Annotated in this window: 19 protein-coding genes, 2 pseudogenes and 1 riboswitch; of the genes and pseudogenes, 12 read left to right on the top strand and 9 right to left on the bottom strand. The window is 61.4% G+C overall.

Annotated features, from left to right (window positions below; genetic code table 11):
• Nucleotides 1-124: 124 nt before the first annotated feature.
• A complete protein-coding gene (gene ansB / locus C3F36_RS07450; RefSeq protein WP_104454811.1) occupies nucleotides 125-1,183 on the top strand; it encodes an L-asparaginase 2 in 1,059 nt (352 codons plus the stop codon).
• A 94-nt stretch (nucleotides 1,184-1,277) separates the two neighbouring features.
• Here ansB and C3F36_RS07445 read toward each other — a convergent pair whose 3' ends face one another.
• Nucleotides 1,278-2,264 (bottom strand): sodium:calcium antiporter, encoded by a 987-nt coding sequence (locus tag C3F36_RS07445; protein ID WP_267893454.1) that lies wholly within the window; start codon nucleotides 2,262-2,264, stop codon nucleotides 1,278-1,280.
• A gap of 88 nt (nucleotides 2,265-2,352) precedes the next feature.
• Nucleotides 2,353-2,460, bottom strand: a riboswitch (yybP-ykoY riboswitch).
• Between the two features lie 189 nt (nucleotides 2,461-2,649).
• On the opposite strand from C3F36_RS07445, the gene C3F36_RS07440 reads away from it, so the two are divergent.
• The gene (locus tag C3F36_RS07440; RefSeq protein ID WP_041213974.1) at nucleotides 2,650-3,237 is read left to right on the top strand and encodes a superinfection exclusion B family protein; all 588 of its coding nucleotides are present in this window, start codon (nucleotides 2,650-2,652) and stop codon (nucleotides 3,235-3,237) included.
• A 64-nt stretch (nucleotides 3,238-3,301) separates the two neighbouring features.
• On the opposite strand, the gene C3F36_RS07435 is transcribed toward C3F36_RS07440, so the two are convergent.
• From C3F36_RS07435 to C3F36_RS07425, 3 genes are all read right to left on the bottom strand, one after another.
• Nucleotides 3,302-3,760: a methylglyoxal synthase gene (locus C3F36_RS07435; RefSeq protein ID WP_041211864.1), complete on the bottom strand. Its 459-nt coding sequence runs from the start codon at nucleotides 3,758-3,760 to the stop codon at nucleotides 3,302-3,304.
• Between the two features lie 250 nt (nucleotides 3,761-4,010).
• Nucleotides 4,011-4,490, bottom strand: a complete 480-nt coding sequence (bfr, locus tag C3F36_RS07430) for a bacterioferritin (RefSeq protein ID WP_010675778.1) — start codon at nucleotides 4,488-4,490, stop codon at nucleotides 4,011-4,013.
• Between the two features lie 132 nt (nucleotides 4,491-4,622).
• Nucleotides 4,623-4,829 carry a bacterioferritin-associated ferredoxin gene (locus tag C3F36_RS07425; RefSeq protein WP_199769676.1) on the bottom strand — a complete coding sequence of 69 codons (207 nt, stop codon included), beginning with the start codon at nucleotides 4,827-4,829 and terminating at the stop codon, nucleotides 4,623-4,625.
• Nucleotides 4,830-4,967: 138 nt separating this feature from the next.
• Between C3F36_RS07425 and C3F36_RS07420 the strand changes: the two genes are divergently transcribed.
• The 6 genes and pseudogenes from C3F36_RS07420 (at nucleotide 4,968) to C3F36_RS07395 (ending at nucleotide 11,905) form a co-directional block, all read left to right on the top strand.
• Entirely contained in the window at nucleotides 4,968-5,282 is a 315-nt protein-coding gene (locus tag C3F36_RS07420) for an HlyU family transcriptional regulator (RefSeq protein WP_041211748.1), read from the top strand.
• A complete protein-coding gene (locus C3F36_RS07415; protein ID WP_104454808.1) occupies nucleotides 5,279-7,351 on the top strand; it encodes a tRNA(Met) cytidine acetyltransferase TmcA in 2,073 nt (690 codons plus the stop codon). The genes C3F36_RS07420 and C3F36_RS07415 overlap by 4 nt, the downstream gene beginning before the upstream one ends.
• 368 nt (nucleotides 7,352-7,719) lie before the next feature.
• Nucleotides 7,720-8,850 (top strand): cytochrome c oxidase subunit II, encoded by a 1,131-nt coding sequence (gene coxB, locus C3F36_RS07410; protein ID WP_233759727.1) that lies wholly within the window; start codon nucleotides 7,720-7,722, stop codon nucleotides 8,848-8,850.
• A gap of 9 nt (nucleotides 8,851-8,859) precedes the next feature.
• A pseudogene (ctaD, locus tag C3F36_RS24155) lies at nucleotides 8,860-10,457 on the top strand (cytochrome c oxidase subunit I).
• 9 nt (nucleotides 10,458-10,466) lie between these two features.
• Entirely contained in the window at nucleotides 10,467-11,021 is a 555-nt protein-coding gene (locus C3F36_RS07400; protein ID WP_103859226.1) for a cytochrome c oxidase assembly protein, read from the top strand.
• Nucleotides 11,022-11,023: 2 nt separating this feature from the next.
• Nucleotides 11,024-11,905, top strand: a complete 882-nt coding sequence (locus C3F36_RS07395; protein ID WP_104454807.1) for a cytochrome c oxidase subunit 3 — start codon at nucleotides 11,024-11,026, stop codon at nucleotides 11,903-11,905.
• An 8-nt stretch (nucleotides 11,906-11,913) separates the two neighbouring features.
• On the opposite strand, the gene C3F36_RS07390 is transcribed toward C3F36_RS07395, so the two are convergent.
• Complete coding sequence (locus tag C3F36_RS07390) at nucleotides 11,914-12,120, bottom strand: DUF2909 family protein (protein ID WP_043152873.1); 207 nt, start codon at nucleotides 12,118-12,120, stop codon at nucleotides 11,914-11,916.
• 81 nt (nucleotides 12,121-12,201) lie between these two features.
• On the opposite strand from C3F36_RS07390, the gene C3F36_RS07385 reads away from it, so the two are divergent.
• The 4 genes from C3F36_RS07385 to cyoE are packed head-to-tail and all read left to right on the top strand — an operon-like array spanning nucleotide 12,202 to nucleotide 15,288.
• On the top strand, nucleotides 12,202-12,864 hold the full coding sequence (locus tag C3F36_RS07385) for an SURF1 family protein (protein WP_104452224.1): 663 nt from the start codon (nucleotides 12,202-12,204) through the stop codon (nucleotides 12,862-12,864).
• On the top strand, nucleotides 12,861-13,343 hold the full coding sequence (locus tag C3F36_RS07380) for a hypothetical protein (RefSeq protein WP_104452225.1): 483 nt from the start codon (nucleotides 12,861-12,863) through the stop codon (nucleotides 13,341-13,343). Before C3F36_RS07385 ends, C3F36_RS07380 begins: the two co-directional genes overlap by 4 nt.
• 59 nt (nucleotides 13,344-13,402) lie before the next feature.
• Nucleotides 13,403-14,413 carry a COX15/CtaA family protein gene (locus tag C3F36_RS07375; RefSeq protein ID WP_104452226.1) on the top strand — a complete coding sequence of 337 codons (1,011 nt, stop codon included), beginning with the start codon at nucleotides 13,403-13,405 and terminating at the stop codon, nucleotides 14,411-14,413.
• Nucleotides 14,410-15,288 carry a heme o synthase gene (cyoE, locus tag C3F36_RS07370; protein ID WP_104454806.1) on the top strand — a complete coding sequence of 293 codons (879 nt, stop codon included), beginning with the start codon at nucleotides 14,410-14,412 and terminating at the stop codon, nucleotides 15,286-15,288. The genes C3F36_RS07375 and cyoE overlap by 4 nt, the downstream gene beginning before the upstream one ends.
• Nucleotides 15,289-15,410: 122 nt before the next feature.
• Here the strand turns inward: cyoE and C3F36_RS07365 are convergent, their stop codons facing one another.
• The 4 genes and pseudogenes from C3F36_RS07365 to C3F36_RS07350 all read right to left on the bottom strand — a co-directional run bounded on the left by C3F36_RS07365 (nucleotide 15,411) and on the right by C3F36_RS07350 (nucleotide 19,776).
• Nucleotides 15,411-16,841: a gamma-aminobutyraldehyde dehydrogenase gene (locus C3F36_RS07365; protein WP_104454805.1), complete on the bottom strand. Its 1,431-nt coding sequence runs from the start codon at nucleotides 16,839-16,841 to the stop codon at nucleotides 15,411-15,413.
• Between the two features lie 29 nt (nucleotides 16,842-16,870).
• Nucleotides 16,871-17,686, bottom strand: coding sequence for an ABC transporter permease (locus tag C3F36_RS07360; RefSeq protein WP_011707522.1), 816 nt, complete (start codon nucleotides 17,684-17,686; stop codon nucleotides 16,871-16,873).
• 110 nt (nucleotides 17,687-17,796) lie between these two features.
• Nucleotides 17,797-18,765 (bottom strand): ABC transporter permease, encoded by a 969-nt coding sequence (locus C3F36_RS07355; protein ID WP_103259501.1) that lies wholly within the window; start codon nucleotides 18,763-18,765, stop codon nucleotides 17,797-17,799.
• A pseudogene (locus C3F36_RS07350) lies at nucleotides 18,762-19,776 on the bottom strand (ABC transporter ATP-binding protein). Before C3F36_RS07350 ends, C3F36_RS07355 begins: the two are co-directional and overlap by 4 nt.
• Between the last annotated feature and the right edge of the window lie 33 nt (nucleotides 19,777-19,809).

The raw sequence follows: 19,809 nt of genomic DNA, 5'->3' as shown, positions 1-19,809 counted from the left end.
CACTTAATTGGTATAAATTAGACTAATGTTCTGTTTGTTTCTTTTTATTGGTGGGAATGGTCACTTAAATCCCGTTTAAAAAGAATAAAAATGCTGAAATTCCCTCATCCAAAAGGATTGCAGCATGACCCTTCCCATTCGCAAGACCCTGATCGCCGCTGTACTCGGCCTGACCCTCTCCCCCATGGCCATGGCGCTGCCCAGCGTGCACATTCTGGCCACCGGCGGCACCATCGCCGGGGCGGGCCAGTCCGCCACACAGTCCAACTACGAGGCCGGCAAGGTGGCCATCGAGACGCTGATCGCCGCCGTGCCCGAGATGAAAAACGTGGCCGACGTGCAGGGTGAGCAGGTGGTCAAGATCGGCTCCCAGGACATGAACGACGAGGTGTGGCTCACGCTCGCCAAGCGGGTCAACGCGCTGCTGGCCAGGGATGACGTGGACGGCATCGTCATCACCCATGGCACCGACACCATGGAGGAGACCGCCTACTTCCTCAATCTGACCGTCAAGAGCGACAAGCCGGTGGTGCTGGTGGGCGCCATGCGCTCCTCCACCGCCATGAGCGCCGACGGCCCCATGAACCTCTACAACGCCGTGGTGACCGCCTCCGACCCCGCCTCAAAGGGGCGTGGCGTCATGGTGGCGATGAACGGCACCGTGCTGGATGCCCGGGACGTCACCAAGACAAACACCACAGGAGTGCAGACCTTCGCCTCCCCCAACTTCGGCCCGCTCGGCTACATCCACAACGGCAAGATCGACTACCAGCGCAGCCCGGCCCGTCTGCATACCAGCAAGACCCCGTTCGATGTGAGCAAGCTCGACAAGCTGCCCCAGGTCGGCATCGTCTACAGCTACGCCAACGCCTCGGACCTGCCGGCCAAGGCCCTGGTGGATGCCAAGTTTGACGGCATCGTCAGCGCCGGGGTGGGCAACGGCAACCTCTACCACACCCTGTTCGACACCCTGGCCAAGGCGAGCAAGGACGGCATTCGCGTGGTGCGCTCCGCCCGCGTGCCGACCGGCTCCACCACCCTGGATGCGGAGATCGATGATGCCAAGTACGGCTTCGTCGCCGCCGAGACCCTCAACCCGCAGAAAGCGCGGGTGCTGCTGATGCTCGCCCTGACCCAGAGCAAGGATCCGGCCCAGATCCAGCGCTGGTTCCAGCAGTTCTAAGACCTCGGATCGGTCTGATTGACACTACCCCGTGAGATGAAGGGCAGGATGGGATCCTGCCCTTTCTTGTTGCGCCAGAGGCAGATGCCGGCCCTCAGCTCATCATCAGCCAGCCGCAGAAGCTCAGGTAAACCAGTCCCACCAGGGCGAGCCTGCCCGCCGTCATCCGCTCCCGACTGAACCCCCTCCACAGCAGCGCGACCGCCAGCAGAGTGACCAGGGAGGAGGCCATCATGGTGCTGTCCAGCAGCCAGGGGGTGAACAGCAGGCAGAACGCCTTGGGAATGGTGCCCTGGATCATCATGGCGCCGGAGATATTGGCCAGTGCCAGCCGGTGTTTGCCCTGCCGCACCCAGATGAGCACGTTCATCAGCTCGGGCATTTCGGTGGCCACCGGGCTCAGCAACAGGGCGGCCACTACCGGCGAGAGGCCGAACAGCTCGCCCATGTTCTCCAGCTGGTGAACGAACAGCTGGGCCGCCAGCGCCACCACGCCGAGCGCCACCAGGGTTTGCAGCAGCACCTTGCCGAGCGCCGGGATCCTGGCGTGCGGATCCAGCTTGAGGGGGGAGGGCAATTCGGCCTCGTGGCTGTCGGTCTGTTTCAGCTCACGTCGCACATAGAGGAGGTACATCAGCACGAACAGGGGGGCCTGCCAGGTTTTACCGGTGAAGGCCACCATGCCAAGCAGCACGGCCAGCAGGAAGATAGCGGCAAACCAGGCCTGATCGCGGCCAATTTCGCGCTGCACCTCACCATGAATGACCCTGTGCCCATGGTCCAGGCACAGCAGCAGGGTCACGCCAACGGCGGCATAGCCAAGGGTGGAGAGCACCAGGGGACCGCCGAGGGCCGCACCTATGCCTATCTGCTGCTGGGCGGGAGCATCCCCCATCAGCAGGGCGGTCAGGGTGACGATACATTCGGGCAGGGCCGTGCCGAGGGCCGCCAGCAGAGAACCGGTGGCACTTTGGGACAGTTTGAAATGATGGCCGGTCCATTCGATGCCGTTGACGAAGTATTCGCAGGCCAGATAGATGGTGACGGCAGAGATCAGAAATAACAGCAGGGTGATCAGCATGATGAGTAACCGCCAGGCGAGCAGAACAACCGATGGACTCGATACGGCTCGCCCGGCTGGCTTGCGTATCGAGGCCAAAGGTCTTGCAGGACGATAGGTGCTATCGCCGCCCATGCCATGGATCGGCAGATCCAAGAATGTTGACATGAACCCTGCCCGGATCACGGGCGGGTTGCTACTCCCCAATGACAGTGCGGGCTTTTTACCAAGTGGCTCGGTGAGGCGCAAGGCCAACAGGGGATGATCCGTGCGACAAGTTGTAAAAGGATGTGACAACCCTCGACTCTCCCGTCCGGGATCCTGATCTTTTTACGGGGATCCTTGTGCTGGCACAGCGATTGCTATGAGTTGGCTACTGTCCACATTGACTTGGGAAGGGTGAACGATGAAACGGTGGATCCAACATTTTTACCAGCTTAATCGCCTCAACTGGCTGATGGTCTGGCTGCTGCTTTGCTGCAGCATCATACTGCTGTTTCCGGCCGGATTGATGAAAGGCGCCGTGAGCCAGTGGGCCACGGCTCATGCGGCCTGGCTTGGGGTCGGCATGTTGATCGCCATCTCCTATTTCTGCAGTCAGGGCTTCCTGATCGCCTGGGAGTGGGCCTGTGACGAGTGGCAGTCCCGCCGCCAGCAGGATCAACTGGCCCAGATGATTGGCTTCCTCGACTTCAACGAGAAGGCGGTGCTGCGGGAGTTCGTACTGCAACGGAAAAGCGTCATAAACCTGCCGATCACCGAACCCGCCGTCAAAAACCTGATGGATGCCGGCGTGCTCACCTACGCCTACGGCAAGCCGGCGCGAGAGAAGGAGGACGAGAACCAGATCCGCGCCCTGATGATCGCCCTGCCAGCGCGCCCTCTGCTGACCTACAAGGTTCTGGGGCTGTCGCGGGGCAAGATGAGCGACGAGCAGGTGGAGCAGATCATGAATGCCAGGCCCAAATTCGCGCAGAAAAGCCTCCAGCGCTGACCTTCTCCCCCCATGAAAGAAAAGAGCCGGACATCTGTTCCGGCTCTTTGCTGTCTGGCGTTGCTTATTCGGTTCTGGCCTTGAGGTAGCCGGCGTAGTCGGGCACCTGGACGCTGAATGCCTGCTGCATGTGCGGGCTGTCCATGATGAAGTCCGCCGTCGCCTCGTTGGTGGCGACCGGGATGTTCCAGACGGCCGCGAGGCGCAGCAGGGCCTTGACGTCAGGATCGTGGGCGGCGGGATTGAGGGGATCCCAGAAGAAGATCATCACGTCTATCTTCCCTTCGGCGATGAGGGCGCCGAGTTGCTGATCCCCTCCCATGGGGCCGGAGAAGAGGCAGGTAATGGGCAGCTGCGCCTTCTTGCCGAGCAGGGTGCCAGTGGTGCCGGTCGCATAGAGATGGTGGAGCTTGAGCTCTTCCTTGCGGCGCAGCACCCAGTTCAGCAGAGGGGCTTTCATGTTGTCGTGAGCCACCAGGGCAACCCGTTTGTGGGGCGCCATCTCGCGTGCAATCAGTTCCATGGAGGTCATCCGTAGCAAAATGATGGGAATGGGGTCGTATCCTAATCGAAAGCGGCGCCTGCCGCTGCCCCATGCATCGTAACTGTGATCCCGGAGGCGGTTCAATCCGGCGCCTGCCATCCTGACAGCCTCTGGCCTGCCTTGTCAGCAACCAGGTTGGCTACCGTATCGTTGGGCAAGATCTCTGCCGCTGGTGCCATGAAAAAACCCGCCTGGGCGGGTTGGGATTGTCTCTTGATGTCATCGCGATTCAGGATGACTCGGCATGGAGCTGGGATTGCTGGTAGTTTTCCAGACCGATACGGGCGATGAGATCGAGCTGGGTTTCCAGCCAGTCCACATGCTCCTCTTCATCTTCCAGGATCTCCTGGAACAGGTCGCGGCTGACGTAGTCCTGCACAGACTCGGCATAGGTGATGGCGACTTTCAGGTCGGGGATGGCGTCCATCTCCAGAGACAAGTCACAGCGCAGCATCTCTTCCACCGTCTCACCAATGCGCAGCTTGCCCAGATCCTGCAAGTTGGGCAGCCCTTCCAGAAACAGCACCCGCTTGACCAGCTCGTCGGCATGTTTCATCTCATCGATGGATTCGTGATACTCCTTGTGCCCCAGCCCCTTGAGGCCCCAGTCATCATAGATGCGGGCATGCAGGAAGTATTGGTTGATGGCAACCAGCTCATTGGCCAGCACCTTGTTGAGGTGGGCAATGATTTTGGGATCTCCTTTCATCGACATTACTCCTCGTTTTCGAGCCTAGGCAACGATCACTAGAGCTTAGTCCAGAAACATGACCATAACGTGATGGGGGAAAGTCGTCCCCTGGAGGGCAGAAGGAGAGATGAAGACGAGCAGTCGGCGGTTTTACGCCACTTCGTAATAGAGCGGTGCCTGCTCTGACCTCATCTTGTCGATTTCGGTAGCGATGATCTCCATCGCCATGCGCACACATTTACCACATTGGGCACCGACTTCCAGCGACTGTTTCAACTGTCTGAATTCAGTCTTGCCTGCCTGTACCGCCTTGCGGATCTGGTTATCTGTGATGCCGCGGCACAAACACACGTACATAATCTGGACCTCATGCTGGAATGAGATGAAATCTAAATGAGAATGGTTCGTAGTGCAAAGAACGAATGGTAATAAGATCCCGTGCTTGCCAGTGATTCCACCCTTGGGGAGAATGCCTTTATCAGAGAGGATGCGAACATGTTCAAAAAACTATTCAATGCCCTGTTCAAGGGAGAGATCGCCCAGAGCCCCGAGGTTGAGCCCATCGAATACATGGGCTATCTCATCTATCCCGAGCCCATGGCGGAAGGGGGGCAATACAGGCTGGCCGGTCGCATCACCAGGGAGATAGACGGGCAATTACAGACCCATCGCTTCATCCGCTCCGATCTCTTTGCCAACCCGGCGGATGCCGAGCGCTTCATGGTGCAAAAGGCCCATACCTTCATCGACCAGATGGGGGAGCGCATGTTTGAACCCCGTGTGAAGCCAGACGCCAGCCCAGCTCCATGATGTCAGCCGAGCTGCTCGCCTTGCGCCACGCTATCGCTTCTGCCGGCGAGCGGCGTCTGATCTGGCTGGAAGGGGAGGAGGATGACTGCATCGTTCGTGCCGAATCCTTGCTGTGGGGGGGGGTGTTCTGGCTGGGGCAGGGTCCTGAGCGTCATGCTCCGCAGCCTGCCGCCAAGGCGCTTCAACGGCTCGGTCAGGAGTGCGACACCCTGGTATTCAATGCCTTCAGCGGTTTTCACCCCGATGCATTCGGTGCCTTGGCGGGGACATTGAGGGCTGGGGGGCTCTTGCTTCTGCTGACCCCGCCGCGGGAGGTATGGCCGACCTACCCAGACCCTGATCGTCAGAGGCTGGTCGCCCAGCCAGAGGAGGTCGATCGTGCCGGGCAGGGGTTCATCTCCCGTCTGGTACGGTTGCTGGAAGAAGATCCGGCGCGAGATCTGACGCCTGCCTCTTGTGATATTACCTGGCAGCCTCTCGACGGGGACCGGCCGCTAAGTGCGGATCAGGCCCGTGCGCTGCCCGCCATCCACAACGTGTTGCACGGCCATCGCCGTCGCCCCCTGGTGCTGAGCGCCGATCGCGGTCGTGGCAAGAGCGCCGTGCTGGGGCTGGCGAGCGCCGACTTGCTGAGTCGGGATCCGGCCTTGACGATAGCGGTGACGGCCCCTTCCCACGCTACAGTGGCGACACTTTTTGCCCATGCAGAGCGCGCGCTGGCAGAGATGCCTGAGCGGCTGGCCGGTCTGAGCTATGTGTCCCCTGATCGGGTGGCTCAAGGAGATGTGCTGGCGGATCTGTTGCTGGTGGATGAGGCCGCCGCCATCCCGACCCCGCTGCTGGAAGCCATGCTGGCCCGTCACAGTCGCATTGTCTTCGCTACAACGGAGCACGGCTATGAGGGGACGGGGCGCGGCTTTCATCTGCGCTTCAAGAGGGTACTCGATGAGCAAACCCCGGATTGGCAGGAGCTGCACCTGGTGGAGCCCATTCGCTGGAGCCTGAGCGATCCGCTGGAGCCTCTGATCTTCCGGCTCCTTGGTCTGAATGCCGACATATCGGCACCTCATCCCCCGACATCACCGACCTGGCGCCTGGTCGGACAAGATGAGCTGGCCCGTGATGACGCGCTGCTCAATCGGGTGTTCGGCCTGCTCGTACTGGCTCACTACCAGACCAGCCCCAGTGATCTGCGGTATTTGCTGGAGGGGCCGGATCTCGACATTCATCTGATGGAGCAGGGACAGGAGTTGCTCGGGGTGGCGCTGGTCGCGCGGGAGGGCAATATACCCCCTGATCTGGCGCACGCGATCTGGGCCGGACGAAGGCGCCCTCGTGGACATCTGCTGCCCCAGTCGCTGCTGGCCCACGCCGGTTTCGTGACGGCGGGGGAGCGCTCTTATGCCAGGGTGATGCGCATCGCCATCCATCCTGCCCTTCATCGTCTCGGGCTGGGGTCCCGGTTGCTGGACAAGCTGGTATCACATTATCGGGTATTAGGGGTCGATTATCTGGGATCTGCCTTCTCCGCCAGTCCAGATCTGCTGCCATTCTGGCTCAAGGCGGGATTGAAGGTGCTGCGTCTTGGTCTGCAGCGCGATGCGGCCAGCGGCAGTCATGCAGCTTTGCTGCTGATGCCGTTGCAATCGGAATATCACGCAGAGCTGGCGCAATGGCGACAGCGTTTCATGAGCCAGTTGCCGGCCCTGCTGGCTGGTGAACTCAAGAGGCTGGATACCGAACTGGTCTGGCTATCCCTCAGAGGCGGACCTGTCACTCATGTGCCGGATCTGGATGAATTCGAGCATCGGGAACTCGATTGCTTTGCCCACCATCACAAGCCATTCGAATTGTGCCAGGCGACACTGCAACGCTGGCTGCTCCGGCAAGTGATGATGCTGGATGCGTTGAGTCAGGATGAACGACGGTTGCTGATCGCCACTATCTGGCAATATGCGTCCTGGTCCGAGCTGGCTGCCCGACAGGGTGTCGCGGGCAAACCCGCCCTGATAAAAGCACTGCGCTCCCTGCTGGCCAGACTGCTGGCTCAGCAAGCACCAGCGGGCTGACCCCCGCCTCTGGCACGGCAGAAAACCACGGAGCCCGGGAGGACCCCATGGCCCCTCCCGGGTTCTGCACATCGATTCGACTCACCATGGCTGAAGCTCTCCCCGTTCAAGGCGCGGCCACCCCGGGACCCGTTTCTCCCTCTTCCCTGCTCGCGTTTTGCCCATTGCCACTGCTCTGATGAGCCTGGTCAGGGCTGTCTGCATTTTGGTTTTTTCTGAATATGGACTAATACTTGAATGTGAAATGAATTTTAATAAATGCATTATTTTCAGATGGTTAGCGTTGGGCGTATTGAATGCAGGCCATCTTCTCCAACGTGCACAGGGAGTGCAATGTGAGAAACGATGCAGCTCAGGCAGGTGCCGGAATGATGATGTGGTTCATCAGCAGCAGCGCCTTTGCCAATGAGATCCGGTTCAACATGACGCGCGGGGCGACCGCCATCAGCCAGCAGGTCTATGACCTGCACATGACGATTTTCTATATCTGTTGTGTCATCGGTCTGCTCGTCTTCGGCATCATGTTCTGGTCCATCGTGCACCATCGAAAATCGCGCGGTGCCAAAGCCGCCCAGTTTCACGAAAGCACCCGCATCGAGTTGCTGTGGACGGCCATCCCCGTGTTGATACTGATCGCGATGGCGGCACCGGCAACCTCGACCCTGTTGAAGATGGAGGATACCTCCAAGGCCGATCTCACCGTCCTCGTCACTGGCTCGCAATGGAAATGGCATTACAAATACCTCGAGTATCCGGTGGCGTTTTATTCCCTGCTGGCGACCAGCAAACAACAGATCTCCGGTGATGCCCCCAAGGGCGGCAATTATCTGCTGGAGGTGGATAACCCTCTGGTGTTGCCGGTCGGCAAGAAGATCCGTTTCCTGATGACCTCGGACGATGTCATCCACTCCTGGTGGGTTCCCGCCTTCGCCGTGAAAAAAGATGCCAATCCTGGCTACATCAACGAATCCTGGACGCGGATCGACAAGCCGGGCACCTATCGTGGGCAGTGCGCCGAGCTGTGCGGCAAGGATCACGGTTTCATGCCCGTGGTTGTGGTGGCCAAATCCGCAGAGGAGTTCGAGACGTGGATTGCCAGGAAGGGAGACGAGCAGGCAACCGCCAAGGCACAGCAACAGGCGCAGGCAGCGGAGACCATGACGTTGCCACAAGCCATGGCGCTGGGGGAGAAAGTCTATCTGGGCCACTGTGCGGCCTGTCATCAGCCCGCGGGTACCGGATTGCCCGGCATCTTCCCGGCGCTCAATGGCAGCAAGGTGACCACACAGGCGGAGCATCGTGCCCAGCATCTGGATACGGTGTTGCATGGCCGGAGTGGTACGGCGATGCAACCTTTTGGCAAACAGTTGACGGCACAGGAACTCGCCGCCGTCATCACCTATGAACGCAATGCCTGGGATAACAAGACCGGTGACCTTGTGCAGCCAGCCGAGGTGCAGTCCCTTCTCAACGCGGCCAATCCGGACAAGGACAAGTGAGGCGTCGGCATGAGTGATGGAATCACGGATACCCCGCACAGCGAACATGTCCACCAGCCAGCGGCCGGTCTGAGGCGCTGGCTCTACACCACCAATCACAAGGACATCGGTACCCTCTATCTGTGCTTTGCCCTCACCATGTTCTTTACCGGTGGCGCCATGGCCATGGTGATCCGGGCAGAACTGTTCCAGCCCGGACTGCAACTGGTGGAACCCCTGTTTTTCAACCAGATGACCACAGTACACGGCCTCATCATGGTCTTTGGTGCCGTCATGCCCGCCTTCACCGGCCTCGCCAACTGGCTGATCCCCATCATGATTGGGGCCCCTGACATGGCACTGCCCCGCATGAACAACTGGAGCTTCTGGATCCTGCCGTTTGCTTTCCTCATCCTCCTGTCGAGCCTGTTTATGGAGGGAGGCGGCCCCAGTTCTGGCTGGACCTTCTATGCCCCCCTGTCTACCCAGTACAGCGGCAACAGCACGGCCCTGTTTGTCTTTGCCATTCACATCATGGGGATCTCCTCCATCATGGGGGCCATCAACGTCATCGTGACCATCTTCAACCTGCGGGCGCCGGGCATGGGCTGGATGGAGATGCCGCTGTTTGTCTGGACCTGGCTGATCACGGCGTTTCTGCTCATCGCTGTCATGCCGGTGCTGGCGGCTGCGGTGACCATGGTACTGACGGACAAGTATTTCGGGACCAGTTTCTTCGATGCGGCTGGTGGGGGGATCCTGTCCTGTTTCAGCACATTTTCTGGTTCTTCGGGCACCCGGAAGTCTACATCATGATATTGCCGGCTTTCGGCATCGTCTCCTGCATCATTCCGACCTTCTCCCGCAAGACGCTGTTCGGTTATCGCTCCATGGTCTATGCCACCAGCAGCATCGCCTTGCTCTCCTTCATGGTCTGGGCTCACCACATGTTCACCACCGGATTGCCCGTGGTGGCGGAGCTGTTCTTCATGTACACCACCATGCTGATCGCGGTGCCGACAGGGGTAAAGGTATTCAACTGGCTTGCCACCATGTGGCGTGGTTCTCTGACATTCGAGACCCCCATGCTGTTTGCCATCGCCTTCATCACTCTGTTCACCATTGGCGGTTTCTCCGGGCTGATGCTGGCCATGACACCGGCTGATTTTCAGTATCACGACACCTATTTCGTAGTGGCCCATTTCCACTATGTGCTGGTGACCGGTGCCGTCTTCTCGATCCTGGCTGCGGCCTACTACTGGTTGCCGAAATGGACGGGGCACATGTATGACGAGCGGCTCGGCCAATGGCATTTCTGGTGTTCGCTCGTCTCGGTCAATGTGCTGTTTTTCCCCATGCATTTTGTCGGGCTGGCGGGCATGCCTCGCCGCATTCCCGATTACGCCCTGCAATTTGCCGACTTCAACATGCTGATCAGCCTGGGGGGTTTTGCCTTCGGCCTGTCCCAACTGCTGTTTGTCTGGGGCGTGGTCAAATGCATCAGAGGCGGAGCCAAGGCGAGCGATCGGGTATGGGAGGGGGCCGAGGGGCTGGAATGGACGCTCTCTTCTCCCCCTCCCTATCACAGTTTCCAGACTCCGCCGGATATCCGGTCGGAAGAGCGTTAGGGAGGTCATATGACCCAGGTCAGTCATGCGCCCTTGCTCAGAAAACTGGCTCTGGTCGTGCTCGTCATGTTTGGTTTTGCCTTTGCGCTGGTGCCGCTTTATGACGTCTTCTGCCGGATCACCGGCCTCAATGGCAAGACGTCTGATCAAGCGGCCAGTACGGAGCGGGCGGTGATCGACAGCAAGCGGAGCATCCAGATCGAGTTTCTTGCTCATGCGGATACCCGGATGCCGTGGGAGTTCAGTGGTGAAACGGCTCGGCTGTCGGTGCGGCCGGGGGAGGTGAAAATGGTCAACTTTCGGGTGTTCAATCCCACGGAGCGGGCCATGGTGGGTCAGGCGGTCCCGTCGGTCTCTCCCGGTCCCGCCGCAGCCTATCTGAAGAAAGTGGAGTGTTTCTGCTTCAATCGCCAGGAGCTGAGGGCAGGGCAGAGCAAGCTGATGCCGCTCAAGTTCTATATCGATCCGGCACTACCGGACAGCATCAATACCATCACGCTTTCCTACTCGCTCTATGACATCACGGCGTCCGTACCTGCACCGGCACTCGCACAGAGGAAATGACCATGTCCAAGGTGAACCAGACCTATTATGTCCCGGACCAGAGTCGCTGGCCCATCATTGGTGCCATTGCACTGTTTTTCCTGGCGTTGGGGGCGGGACATCTGGTCAATGAAGTGGCGAGTGGGCAGACCGGTTTCGGCCGGTATCTGATGATGGCCGGTGTCGCCCTGCTGGCATTCATGTTGTTTGGCTGGTTCCGTCACATCATCCGGGAGTCCATGACCGGGCTCTACAGCGCCCAGATGGACAGATCCTTCAGGCAGGGCATGGTCTGGTTCATCTTCTCCGAAGTGATGTTCTTTCTGGCTTTTTTCGGAGTGCTGTTCTATGCACGCCAGCTTGCGGTGCCCTGGCTGGATGGTGCGGGCCACAGGGTGATGACGGGCCAACTGCTGTGGCCGGATTTCACCGCTCACTGGCCCCTGCTCAAGACGCCCGGCGGGGCCACGACCCAGGCCATGCCCTGGCAGGGGATCCCCCTCATCAATACCTTGATCCTGCTCGGCTCCTCCGTGACCCTGCTGTTTGCACACATGAGTCTGGAAAACGGCAGACGCATGCGGCTCAAGGGGATGTTGCTGGCCACCGTGGTGCTCGGGCTGACATTCCTGTGGTTTCAAGGCTATGAGTATCTGCATGCCTATCGGGATCTCGGGTTGCGGCTGGATTCCGGCATCTATGGCAATACCTTCTTCATTCTGACCGGGTTCCATGGACTGCACGTGCTGCTGGGCACCCTTTTCCTGACCATCATCTGGCTGCGAATCATGTTGAGGGATCATTTCACCCCACAGCGTCATTTCGCTTTCCAGGCTGCGGCCTGGTACTGGCACTTCGTCGATGTGGTCTGGCTCTGTCTGTTCGTCTTTGCCTACCTGCTTTGATGCCGTGCTCAGTAGGGGCGAGGGTTGGGCTCCAGCCAGCCCATCGCGAGAGAGAGCAGCAGTATGATGACCACCAGCAGGGAGAAGAAGACGCGCCGGCCCAGAGGTACCGACATCTTTTGCGTATTGCCTGCACTGAGCATCAGCCAGAGGGCGTGAAACAGCTGGCCGATGATGAGCAGCAGCATGAGTATCAGAACGACCTTGATCAACATCTTGGGATCCTCCTCGATATGCGCGATTCGGCTGCACGAGACAAGCGACGACCATGGCATCACAGACGCTGGTTCGTCTTGTTGTTCACTCTGGTGGTGACGGCCGGTTTGTGCAAGCTGGCGTTCTGGCAGTGGCAGCGCGCAATGGAAAAAACGGCCTGGCTGGCGCAGATGGCAAAGATGCAGCAGGCCGGGCCAAGGACATTGGCCCAGATCGACTGGCAACACCCGGAGTCACTGGATGGCCAGCCTCTGCAAGGGAAAGCCGAGTGGGTCAGCCCTTATGTCTGGTTGCTGGACAACCAGATCGTCAACGGGGAGGTTGGCTATGACGTGCTCATCCCGGTACGCGCAGAAGGAGGATCCTCACTGTTGCTGGTCAACCTGGGATGGGTGCCCGCGCCATCCGACAGGTCGCAATTACCCAATCCCGCCATCCCCGCCGCAATGACCCTTGAAGGTGTGCTGCGCATGGCTCCCGGCGGCTTCCTGCTGGGACAGAACATAGAACCAGGCCCCTACCCGAACCGGCTGCAATCCATCAGGGTCGAGACCCTGCGACAGGCAATCGGAGCCCCGCTTGCAGACGCAGTGTTGTATCAAAGACGAACCCCACTCCTCTATCACTACCAGCACAATGTCATGCCTCCTGAAAAACACCGGGCCTATGGGGTGCAATGGCTCGGCTTGGCGCTGGTGGTTCTGTCAGGGGGGGTCATACTGACAAGGAGGTGCTCCCCATGAGCGGATGGCGACGCTGGCGGGTGCCAGCGCTCTTTGCTGCGGTGATCCTGCTGCCTGTGGTGCTGGCGGCTCTGACTCTTCACCAGGGCTGGTATGAACCCGGCACGCGCAGCAAGGGGCACTGGCTGCACCAGGAGATCTACCTGTTGCAACCGCTTCCTGCCCATCAGCACCAATGGCGACTGGTCTATCTGGTGGCCCCTCGCTGCGAGGGGCAATGCCGGCAGGTCCCTGTGCTGATGGCGCGCATCCAGGCTGCACTTGGCCGCAACCTGGACAAGCTGGAACTGGTCCAGTTGACGCCACCTCACGAGACAAACAGTGAAATGAGAGAGGGGGATATACTGCTGGTGGACGACCGCGGGCTGGCCATCTTGCGTTACGAGGTGCCCGGCAGCACGACGACCTGGCCGTTGCTTGGCAAGGCGGTACTGTCGGATCTGCAGCAACTGCTCAAGTATCAGCGTGGGGTGCAGTGACGATGCAGCCGGCATGGGACTCGCATCTTCTGGTTACTGCACGGTCAGCGAGGCGGCATATGAAGATGCACAAGAGGCTGGCCTCCGCGGCCATTGTGCTGGCAGTTCTTGTCATCGCGCTCGGTGCTTATACCCGGTTGACGGATGCCGGGCTGGCTTGCCCCGATTGGCCAGGTTGCTATGGTTCCCTTGCCATTCCCCGCGCCGAGCATGCGGAACTGGCGGCACAGCGCTATCCGGCCAGCCCGCTTGTTCCTCACAAGGCGCGCAGCGAGATGGTGCATCGCTACTTCGCCGGGGTGCTGGGAGGCGTGATTGTGCTCCTGTCCGGCTTGGGCTGGCGTACAGGCGGCCGACTGCGCCACCTCTCGCTTATCTTGCTGGTGCTGGTTGCGGGTCAGGCGGCGCTGGGTATGTGGACGGTGACCCTGGCCCTGCATCCCCTGGTGGTGACCACGCATCTGCTGGGTGGCTTCGCCATCCTGACCTTGCTTTGGCTCTATCGGGCCGAATTGGCAGGCTTCCCTTCACCCCCGCCCGTACACCAGGGTGTGTCCTGGCTTGGCAGCATGGCCTGTGGCGTGCTGCTGCTGCAGATCGCGCTGGGGGGCTGGACGTCGGCGAACTATGCGGCCATGGCGTGTGTGGAGTTTCCCTTGTGCCAGGGCAACTGGCAGGCAGAGCTGAATTGGGCGCAAGCCTTTCACCTCCCCCTGGGGCACGCCAGCTATGAGTTCGGCGTGCTGGGCAAGGAGGCGCGCCAGACCATTCACATCGCCCATCGCCTGGGAGCGCTGACCACGGCCTTGCTGGTGGGGGCTTTCGCCCTCGCGCTGCTCTGCCAGCGGACCCCCCTGAGAGGGTTTGGCTGGTTGTTGCTGGGTCTGCTGACCGTGCAGATTGCCTTGGGATTGGCGAACGTCCATCTGGCCCTGCCGTTGGCCAACGCCCTTGCGCACAATCTGGTGGCAGCCCACCTTCTGGTTTGCTGTGTGCTGGCGCGCGGGAGGCTCTCTGTGCCTCATCACGACCCCTTGCGACCCCCTGGGATGGTCAGGAGCCGGACATGAATGGGAGAGGGCGGGCACAGCGCTTTGCCCTCCGTCGGCTGCACGATTATTGTCAGTTGACCAAACCAAAGGTGGTCGCCCTGCTGCTCCTGACCGCCTGGGTGGGCATGCTGCTGGCCGAGCCGACACGCGCCTCTCTGGACGAGATGATACTGGGCCTGGCGGGGATTGGACTGCTCGCTGCCGGGGCGGCGGCCATGAACCATTCTCTGGATAGCGGCATCGATGCCCGGATGCGCAGAACGCGCTGGCGCCCGGTCGCCATGGGACGGATCACGCCGGGGCAGGCGATGAGTTTCGCGATCTGTCTGGCACTGTCGGGGTTTGTTCTGCTCCATTGGGGCGTAAATCCCCTGACTGCCTGGCTAACCCTGGCCAGCCTGTTCGGCTATGCGGTCGTCTATACCCTGCTGCTGAAGCGGGCCACGCCGCAGAATATCGTCATCGGCGGATTGGCGGGAGCCATGCCACCGCTCTTGGGCTGGACCAGCATCACGGGGCAGCTTTCGGCCGAGCCCTGGCTGCTGGTGATGATCATCTTTACCTGGACGCCGCCCCATTTCTGGTCTTTGGCCATCCACCGGCGCGATGACTATGCCGGTGCCGATATTCCCATGCTGCCCGTCACCCACGGCACCGATTTCACCAAGACCGCCATCCTGCTCTATCTGCTGATCCTGACGCTCGTCTGCCTGCTGCCCTATCTGATCGGCATGTCGGGGCTGAACCTTGGATTCTGCTGGCATGGCTGGTTGTTGAAATATGAGGAGCGCCCCGGCCAGGCGATGCGCACCTTCCGTTTCTCCATCTATCACCTGATGCTGCTGTTTGGTCTGCTGATTCTGGATCACCACTGGTTGTGGCGGTTGTCATGATGTTGATGCGGGTCGCGGTCGGGTGAATGGTGACGCTGCGTCGGTGCACAGCAGGGATGCACAGACCTGATGCAAAACAAGATGGCCCCAAGGGGCCACCTTGTTTTCAGGGGGACGGGAGCCTAGAGCTTGACCATGATATGCCGCGGCACCGTGTAGTCCTCCAGCGCGTAGAGGGAGAGATCCTTGCCGTAGCCCGACATCTTCATGCCGCCGTGGGGCATCTCGGAGGTGAGCATGAAGTGGGTGTTGATCCAGGTGCAGCCATATTGCAGGTGGCTGGCCACCTTGCTGGCAAGGCCGAGATCCCGGGTCCAGACCGAGCTGGCGAGGCCGTAGTCCGAGTCGTTGGCCCACTGCACCACCTGCTCGGCGTCGCTGAAGCGGGTCACCGACACCACGGGGCCGAACACCTCGCGCCGCACGATTTCATCCTCCTGACGGGCATGGGCGATCAGGGTCGGCTCGAAGAAGAAGCCGTTGCCGGGGCGGATCTTGCCCCCCGCCGTCACCTCCACGTGGCCGCTGCTCTGGGCCCGCTCCACGAAGCTGGCCACCCGGTTGCGCTGCCGGTCAGAGATGAGCGGCCCCATCTCCACCCCCTCCTCGCGCGGACCACCGACCTTGATGGAGGCCACCGCATCCGTCATGGCGGCGACAAACTTGTCGTAGATCTTGCCCTGGGCATAGATGCGGCAGGCGGCGGTGCAATCCTGGCCTGCGTTGTAGAAGCCGAAGGTGCGAATGCCCGCCACCACGGCCTCCAGGTCCGCGTCGTCGAAGATGATGACAGGCGCCTTGCCCCCCAGCTCAAGGTGGGTGCGCTTCATGGTGCGGGCGGTACTTTGCAGGATATTCTGGCCGGTGGCGATGTCACCGGTGAGCGACACCATGCGCACCAGCGGGTGCTCCACCAGCGGCGCCCCCACGCTATCGCCCCGGCCACAGACGATGTTGATGACGCCGCGCGGGAAGAGCTCGCTGGCGAGCTCCGCCAGGCGCAGGGCGGTGAGCGGGGTCTGCTCGGAGGGCTTGAGCACCACTGTATTGCCGGCGGCAAGCACGGGGGCCATCTTCCAGGCCGCCATCATCAACGGATAGTTCCAGGGGGCGATACTGCCCACCACCCCGATGGGATCGCGGCGGATCATGCTGGTGTGCCCCTCGACGTACTCCCCCGCCAGCGGCCCCTGCAGGCAGCGGGCCGCGCCGGCGAAGAAGCGGAAGCAGTCCACCACCGCCGGCAGCTCGTCATTGAGCACCGCCAGATAGGGCTTGCCGCAGTTGAGGGATTCCAGCGCCGCGAACTCCTCGGCGTGGCGCTCGATGGCATCGGCCAGGCGCAGCAGCACGGTACTGCGCTGGGCTGGCGTGGTGCGGCTCCACTGGGCGAAGGCGCGCTGGGCGCCGTTCACCGCCCGGTTCACCTGCTCGAACGAGGCTTCTGGTACCGAGGCGAGCAGCTCGCCGGTGGCCGGGTTGAGGATGGGCTCGGCCTGGCCGTCACCGGTGACGAACTGACCGTCGATCAAAAGTTGGGTAGAGAGTTTCATGGTTGCATCCTTGCGCACGCGTTGAGTCGTTATTTGCCACTGCCGGCAACGTCCTGGCCGTCGCGGGTGAGGTAGTAGGCAAGCAGAATGGGAATGGTGGTGAAGGCCACTATGATGAGCGCCACCACGTTGGTGACCGGCCTGTCCCGTGGCCGGATCAGCTCCTGATACATCCAGATCGGCAGCGTGGTCTGCTGGCCCGCGGTGAAGGTGGTGACGATCACCTCGTCAAAGCTGAGGGCAAAGGCCAGCATTCCTCCCGCCAACAGCGCGGTGGCGAGGTTCGGCAGGATCACGTAGCGCAGGGTCTGGAAGCCGTCGGCACCGAGATCCATGGACGCCTCGATGAGGCTCTGGTTGGTGCGGCGAAAGCGCGCCAGGGCATTGTTGTAGACCACCACCACGCAGAAGGTGGCGTGACCGATGACGATGGTCCAGAAGCTGAAAGGGATCTCCATCACCCCGTAGGCGGAGCGCAGCGCGATGCCGGTGACGATGCCGGGCAGGGCGATGGGCAGCACCAGCAACAGCGATACCACCTCCTGGCCGAAGAAGCGGCTGCGGGCGATGGCCCCCGCCGCCAGGGTGCCAAGCACCATGGCGGCCAGCGTCGCCAGCCCCGCTACCTCCAGCGACAGCTGGATGGCGCGCCACACGTCGGGGCGGTTGAGGGTCACCTCGAACCACTTGAGGGTGAGCCCGGGCGGTGGGAACTGGTAGCTCTTGCTCTCGCTGGTGAAGGCGTAGAGGAAGATGAACAGGATCGGAAAGTGCAGGAACAAGAGGCCGCCGATGGCCGCGTACTTGAGCAGGCCGGAAGGCTGGTTGCCATGGTCCCGTTTCATGGGCTGATTAGAGCGCATCGAAGGCCCCCAAGCGTTTCGCTGTCGTCAGGTGGATAGCCATGATCAGGATGGGCCCCCGCGAACTCGTGTGGATAAGTGACATATGGGTATCAAAGCGCATCGAAAGCCCCCAAGCGTTTCGCGATGGTGAGGTAGATGGCGATGATGAGGATCGGCACCAGCGAGAAGGCGGCAGCGAAGGGCAGGTTGCCCGCCGTGCCCTGCTGCATGTAGACCACCTGACCTATGTACATGGTGGAATTGCCTATGATGCCGGGGATGATGTAGTCCCCCAGCGTCAGGGAGAAGGTGAAGATGGAGCCCGCCACCACGCCGGGCAGGGCCAGCGGCAGGATCAGGGTACGAAAGGTCTGGGCCGGGGTGGCGCCGAGATCGCCGCTCGCCTCCAGCAGGGAGCGCGGGATCCGCTCCACCGCCGCCTGGATGGGCAGGATCATGAAGGGCAGCCAGACGTAGACGAACACGATGAAGGTGCCGATGCGCGAGAACGACAGCGACGGTCCCCCGATCACCGGCAGCGAGAGGATGGCGTCCAGTAGCCAGTCCAGTCCTAGAGTATCTGCCAGCCAGCTGATGACCCCCTCCTTGGCCAGGATCAGCTTCCAGGCGTAGACCCGCACCAGATAGCTGGACCAGAGCGGCAGCATGATGCCGACGTAGAACAGGGCCCGGGTCTTGCCGCTGGTGTAGCGCGCCATGTAGTAGGCCACCGGAAAGCCGAGCAGGGCGCAGGCCAGGGTCACCAGCAGCGACATGCCTACGGTGCGCAGGATCACGTCCAGGTTCTCAGCCCGCAGCAGGGCGACGAAGTTCTGCAGCCCCAGCTCGTGGCGGATCTGGCCGCTGAACTCGTCCAGCCCGAAGAAGGCGTTGGAGAGCAGCATCAGCAGGGAGCCGACATAGATGATGCCGAGCCACAGCAGGGGCGGCCCGAGCAGAATAGCCAGCAGCAGGCCGGAGCGGCCATAGAGCAGGGTGGAGAGGCGCCGCAGCGGCCGATAGGAGAGGGGGGCAGTGGGTTGGCTCATGGCAAGGCTCGCACTGTGGGGGGCGCTCATGGTTGAGCTCCCTGAGGGGCGGTGTGCAGGCGATGGATCGCCTGCTCCGGCCAGCTGAGGCTGACCCGGGCGCCACGGGGCAGGCGGGCCTGGCCCTCGTTGGGGTGGTTGACGATAAGCTCGAGCTGCTCGCCGAGATCGACCCGATAGCGCACGAAGGGGCCGAGGTACTCCACTTCGCGCACTTCCCCTGACCAGCCGGGCGTGCCGGCCTCGGCGAGGCGGATCCGCTCCGGGCGGACCATCATCTGGTGAGCATCGCCGCACAGCCGGCGGGCCTGCTCCCCATCGAACAGGTTGACGGTGCCGACAAAGCGGGCGACGAAGGGGGTGGCGGGGGCGCCATAGACAGTATCCGGCGCGGCGATCTGCTCGATCTTGCCCTGATTGAAGATGCAGATGCGGTCGCTCATGGAGAGCGCCTCCTGCTGATCGTGGGTGACGAAGATGAAGGTGATGCCGAGCTGGCGCTGCAAGGCTTTGAGTTCGAGCTGCATCTGCTCGCGCAGCTTGAGGTCGAGGGCCCCCAGCGGCTCGTCCAGCAGCAGGATGCGCGGCTGGTTGATCAGTGCCCGGGCGATGGCGATGCGCTGGCGCTGGCCGCCGGAGAGCTGGCCCGGCTTGCGGTTGCCGACGCCGGGCAAGCGCACCAGCTCCAGCATCTCGTCCACCTTGCGGTAACGCTCCGCCTTGGCGACGCCCTTGAGCATCAGGCCGTAGCCGATGTTGTCGCGCACATCCATGTTGGGAAACAGGGCGTAGTCCTGAAACACGGTATTGAGGTTGCGGTCGTAGGGGGGGCACGGTGGAGCAGGGCTCGCCGAACAGCCGGATCTCCCCCTCGCTCGGGTACTCGAAGCCCGCGATCATCCGCAGGCAGGTGGTCTTGCCGGAACCGCTTGGCCCCAGCAGGGTGAAAAACTCGCCAGCCGGGATCTGGAAGGAGATGTCGTCGACCGCCTTCACCTCGCCATAGTGGCGGCTGACCCGGTCAAATTGTACGGCGTTCATGGGACGTCCTTGTCTGTGTGAGAAGCGGGCCGG

The organism is Aeromonas sp. ASNIH2 (genome assembly GCF_002934795.1).
Taxonomy (GTDB): domain Bacteria; phylum Pseudomonadota; class Gammaproteobacteria; order Enterobacterales; family Aeromonadaceae; genus Aeromonas; species Aeromonas caviae.
This window is presented reverse-complemented; position numbering and strand designations above follow the sequence as displayed.

What these genes read in the sequence shown, in the direction of transcription:
- C3F36_RS07400 (WP_103859226.1), top strand. Translation starts at nt 10,467, where the DNA reads ATGACCCAGGTCAGTCATGCGCCCTTGCTCAGAAAACTGGCTCTGGTC.
- C3F36_RS07365 (WP_104454805.1), bottom strand. Translation starts at nt 16,841, where the DNA reads ATGAAACTCTCTACCCAACTTTTGATCGACGGTCAGTTCGTCACCGGT.
- C3F36_RS07375 (WP_104452226.1), top strand. Translation starts at nt 13,403, where the DNA reads ATGAAGATGCACAAGAGGCTGGCCTCCGCGGCCATTGTGCTGGCAGTT.
- bfr (WP_010675778.1), bottom strand. Translation starts at nt 4,490, where the DNA reads ATGAAAGGAGATCCCAAAATCATTGCCCACCTCAACAAGGTGCTGGCC.
- C3F36_RS07415 (WP_104454808.1), top strand. Translation starts at nt 5,279, where the DNA reads ATGATGTCAGCCGAGCTGCTCGCCTTGCGCCACGCTATCGCTTCTGCC.
- C3F36_RS07440 (WP_041213974.1), top strand. Translation starts at nt 2,650, where the DNA reads ATGAAACGGTGGATCCAACATTTTTACCAGCTTAATCGCCTCAACTGG.
- C3F36_RS07425 (WP_199769676.1), bottom strand. Translation starts at nt 4,829, where the DNA reads ATGTACGTGTGTTTGTGCCGCGGCATCACAGATAACCAGATCCGCAAG.
- C3F36_RS07380 (WP_104452225.1), top strand. Translation starts at nt 12,861, where the DNA reads ATGAGCGGATGGCGACGCTGGCGGGTGCCAGCGCTCTTTGCTGCGGTG.
- C3F36_RS07360 (WP_011707522.1), bottom strand. Translation starts at nt 17,686, where the DNA reads ATGAAACGGGACCATGGCAACCAGCCTTCCGGCCTGCTCAAGTACGCG.
- C3F36_RS07445 (WP_267893454.1), bottom strand. Translation starts at nt 2,264, where the DNA reads ATGCTGATCACCCTGCTGTTATTTCTGATCTCTGCCGTCACCATCTAT.
- C3F36_RS07390 (WP_043152873.1), bottom strand. Translation starts at nt 12,120, where the DNA reads ATGTTGATCAAGGTCGTTCTGATACTCATGCTGCTGCTCATCATCGGC.
- coxB (WP_233759727.1), top strand. Translation starts at nt 7,720, where the DNA reads ATGATGATGTGGTTCATCAGCAGCAGCGCCTTTGCCAATGAGATCCGG.
- ansB (WP_104454811.1), top strand. Translation starts at nt 125, where the DNA reads ATGACCCTTCCCATTCGCAAGACCCTGATCGCCGCTGTACTCGGCCTG.
- cyoE (WP_104454806.1), top strand. Translation starts at nt 14,410, where the DNA reads ATGAATGGGAGAGGGCGGGCACAGCGCTTTGCCCTCCGTCGGCTGCAC.
- C3F36_RS07355 (WP_103259501.1), bottom strand. Translation starts at nt 18,765, where the DNA reads ATGAGCGCCCCCCACAGTGCGAGCCTTGCCATGAGCCAACCCACTGCC.
- C3F36_RS07420 (WP_041211748.1), top strand. Translation starts at nt 4,968, where the DNA reads ATGTTCAAAAAACTATTCAATGCCCTGTTCAAGGGAGAGATCGCCCAG.
- C3F36_RS07435 (WP_041211864.1), bottom strand. Translation starts at nt 3,760, where the DNA reads ATGGAACTGATTGCACGCGAGATGGCGCCCCACAAACGGGTTGCCCTG.
- C3F36_RS07395 (WP_104454807.1), top strand. Translation starts at nt 11,024, where the DNA reads ATGTCCAAGGTGAACCAGACCTATTATGTCCCGGACCAGAGTCGCTGG.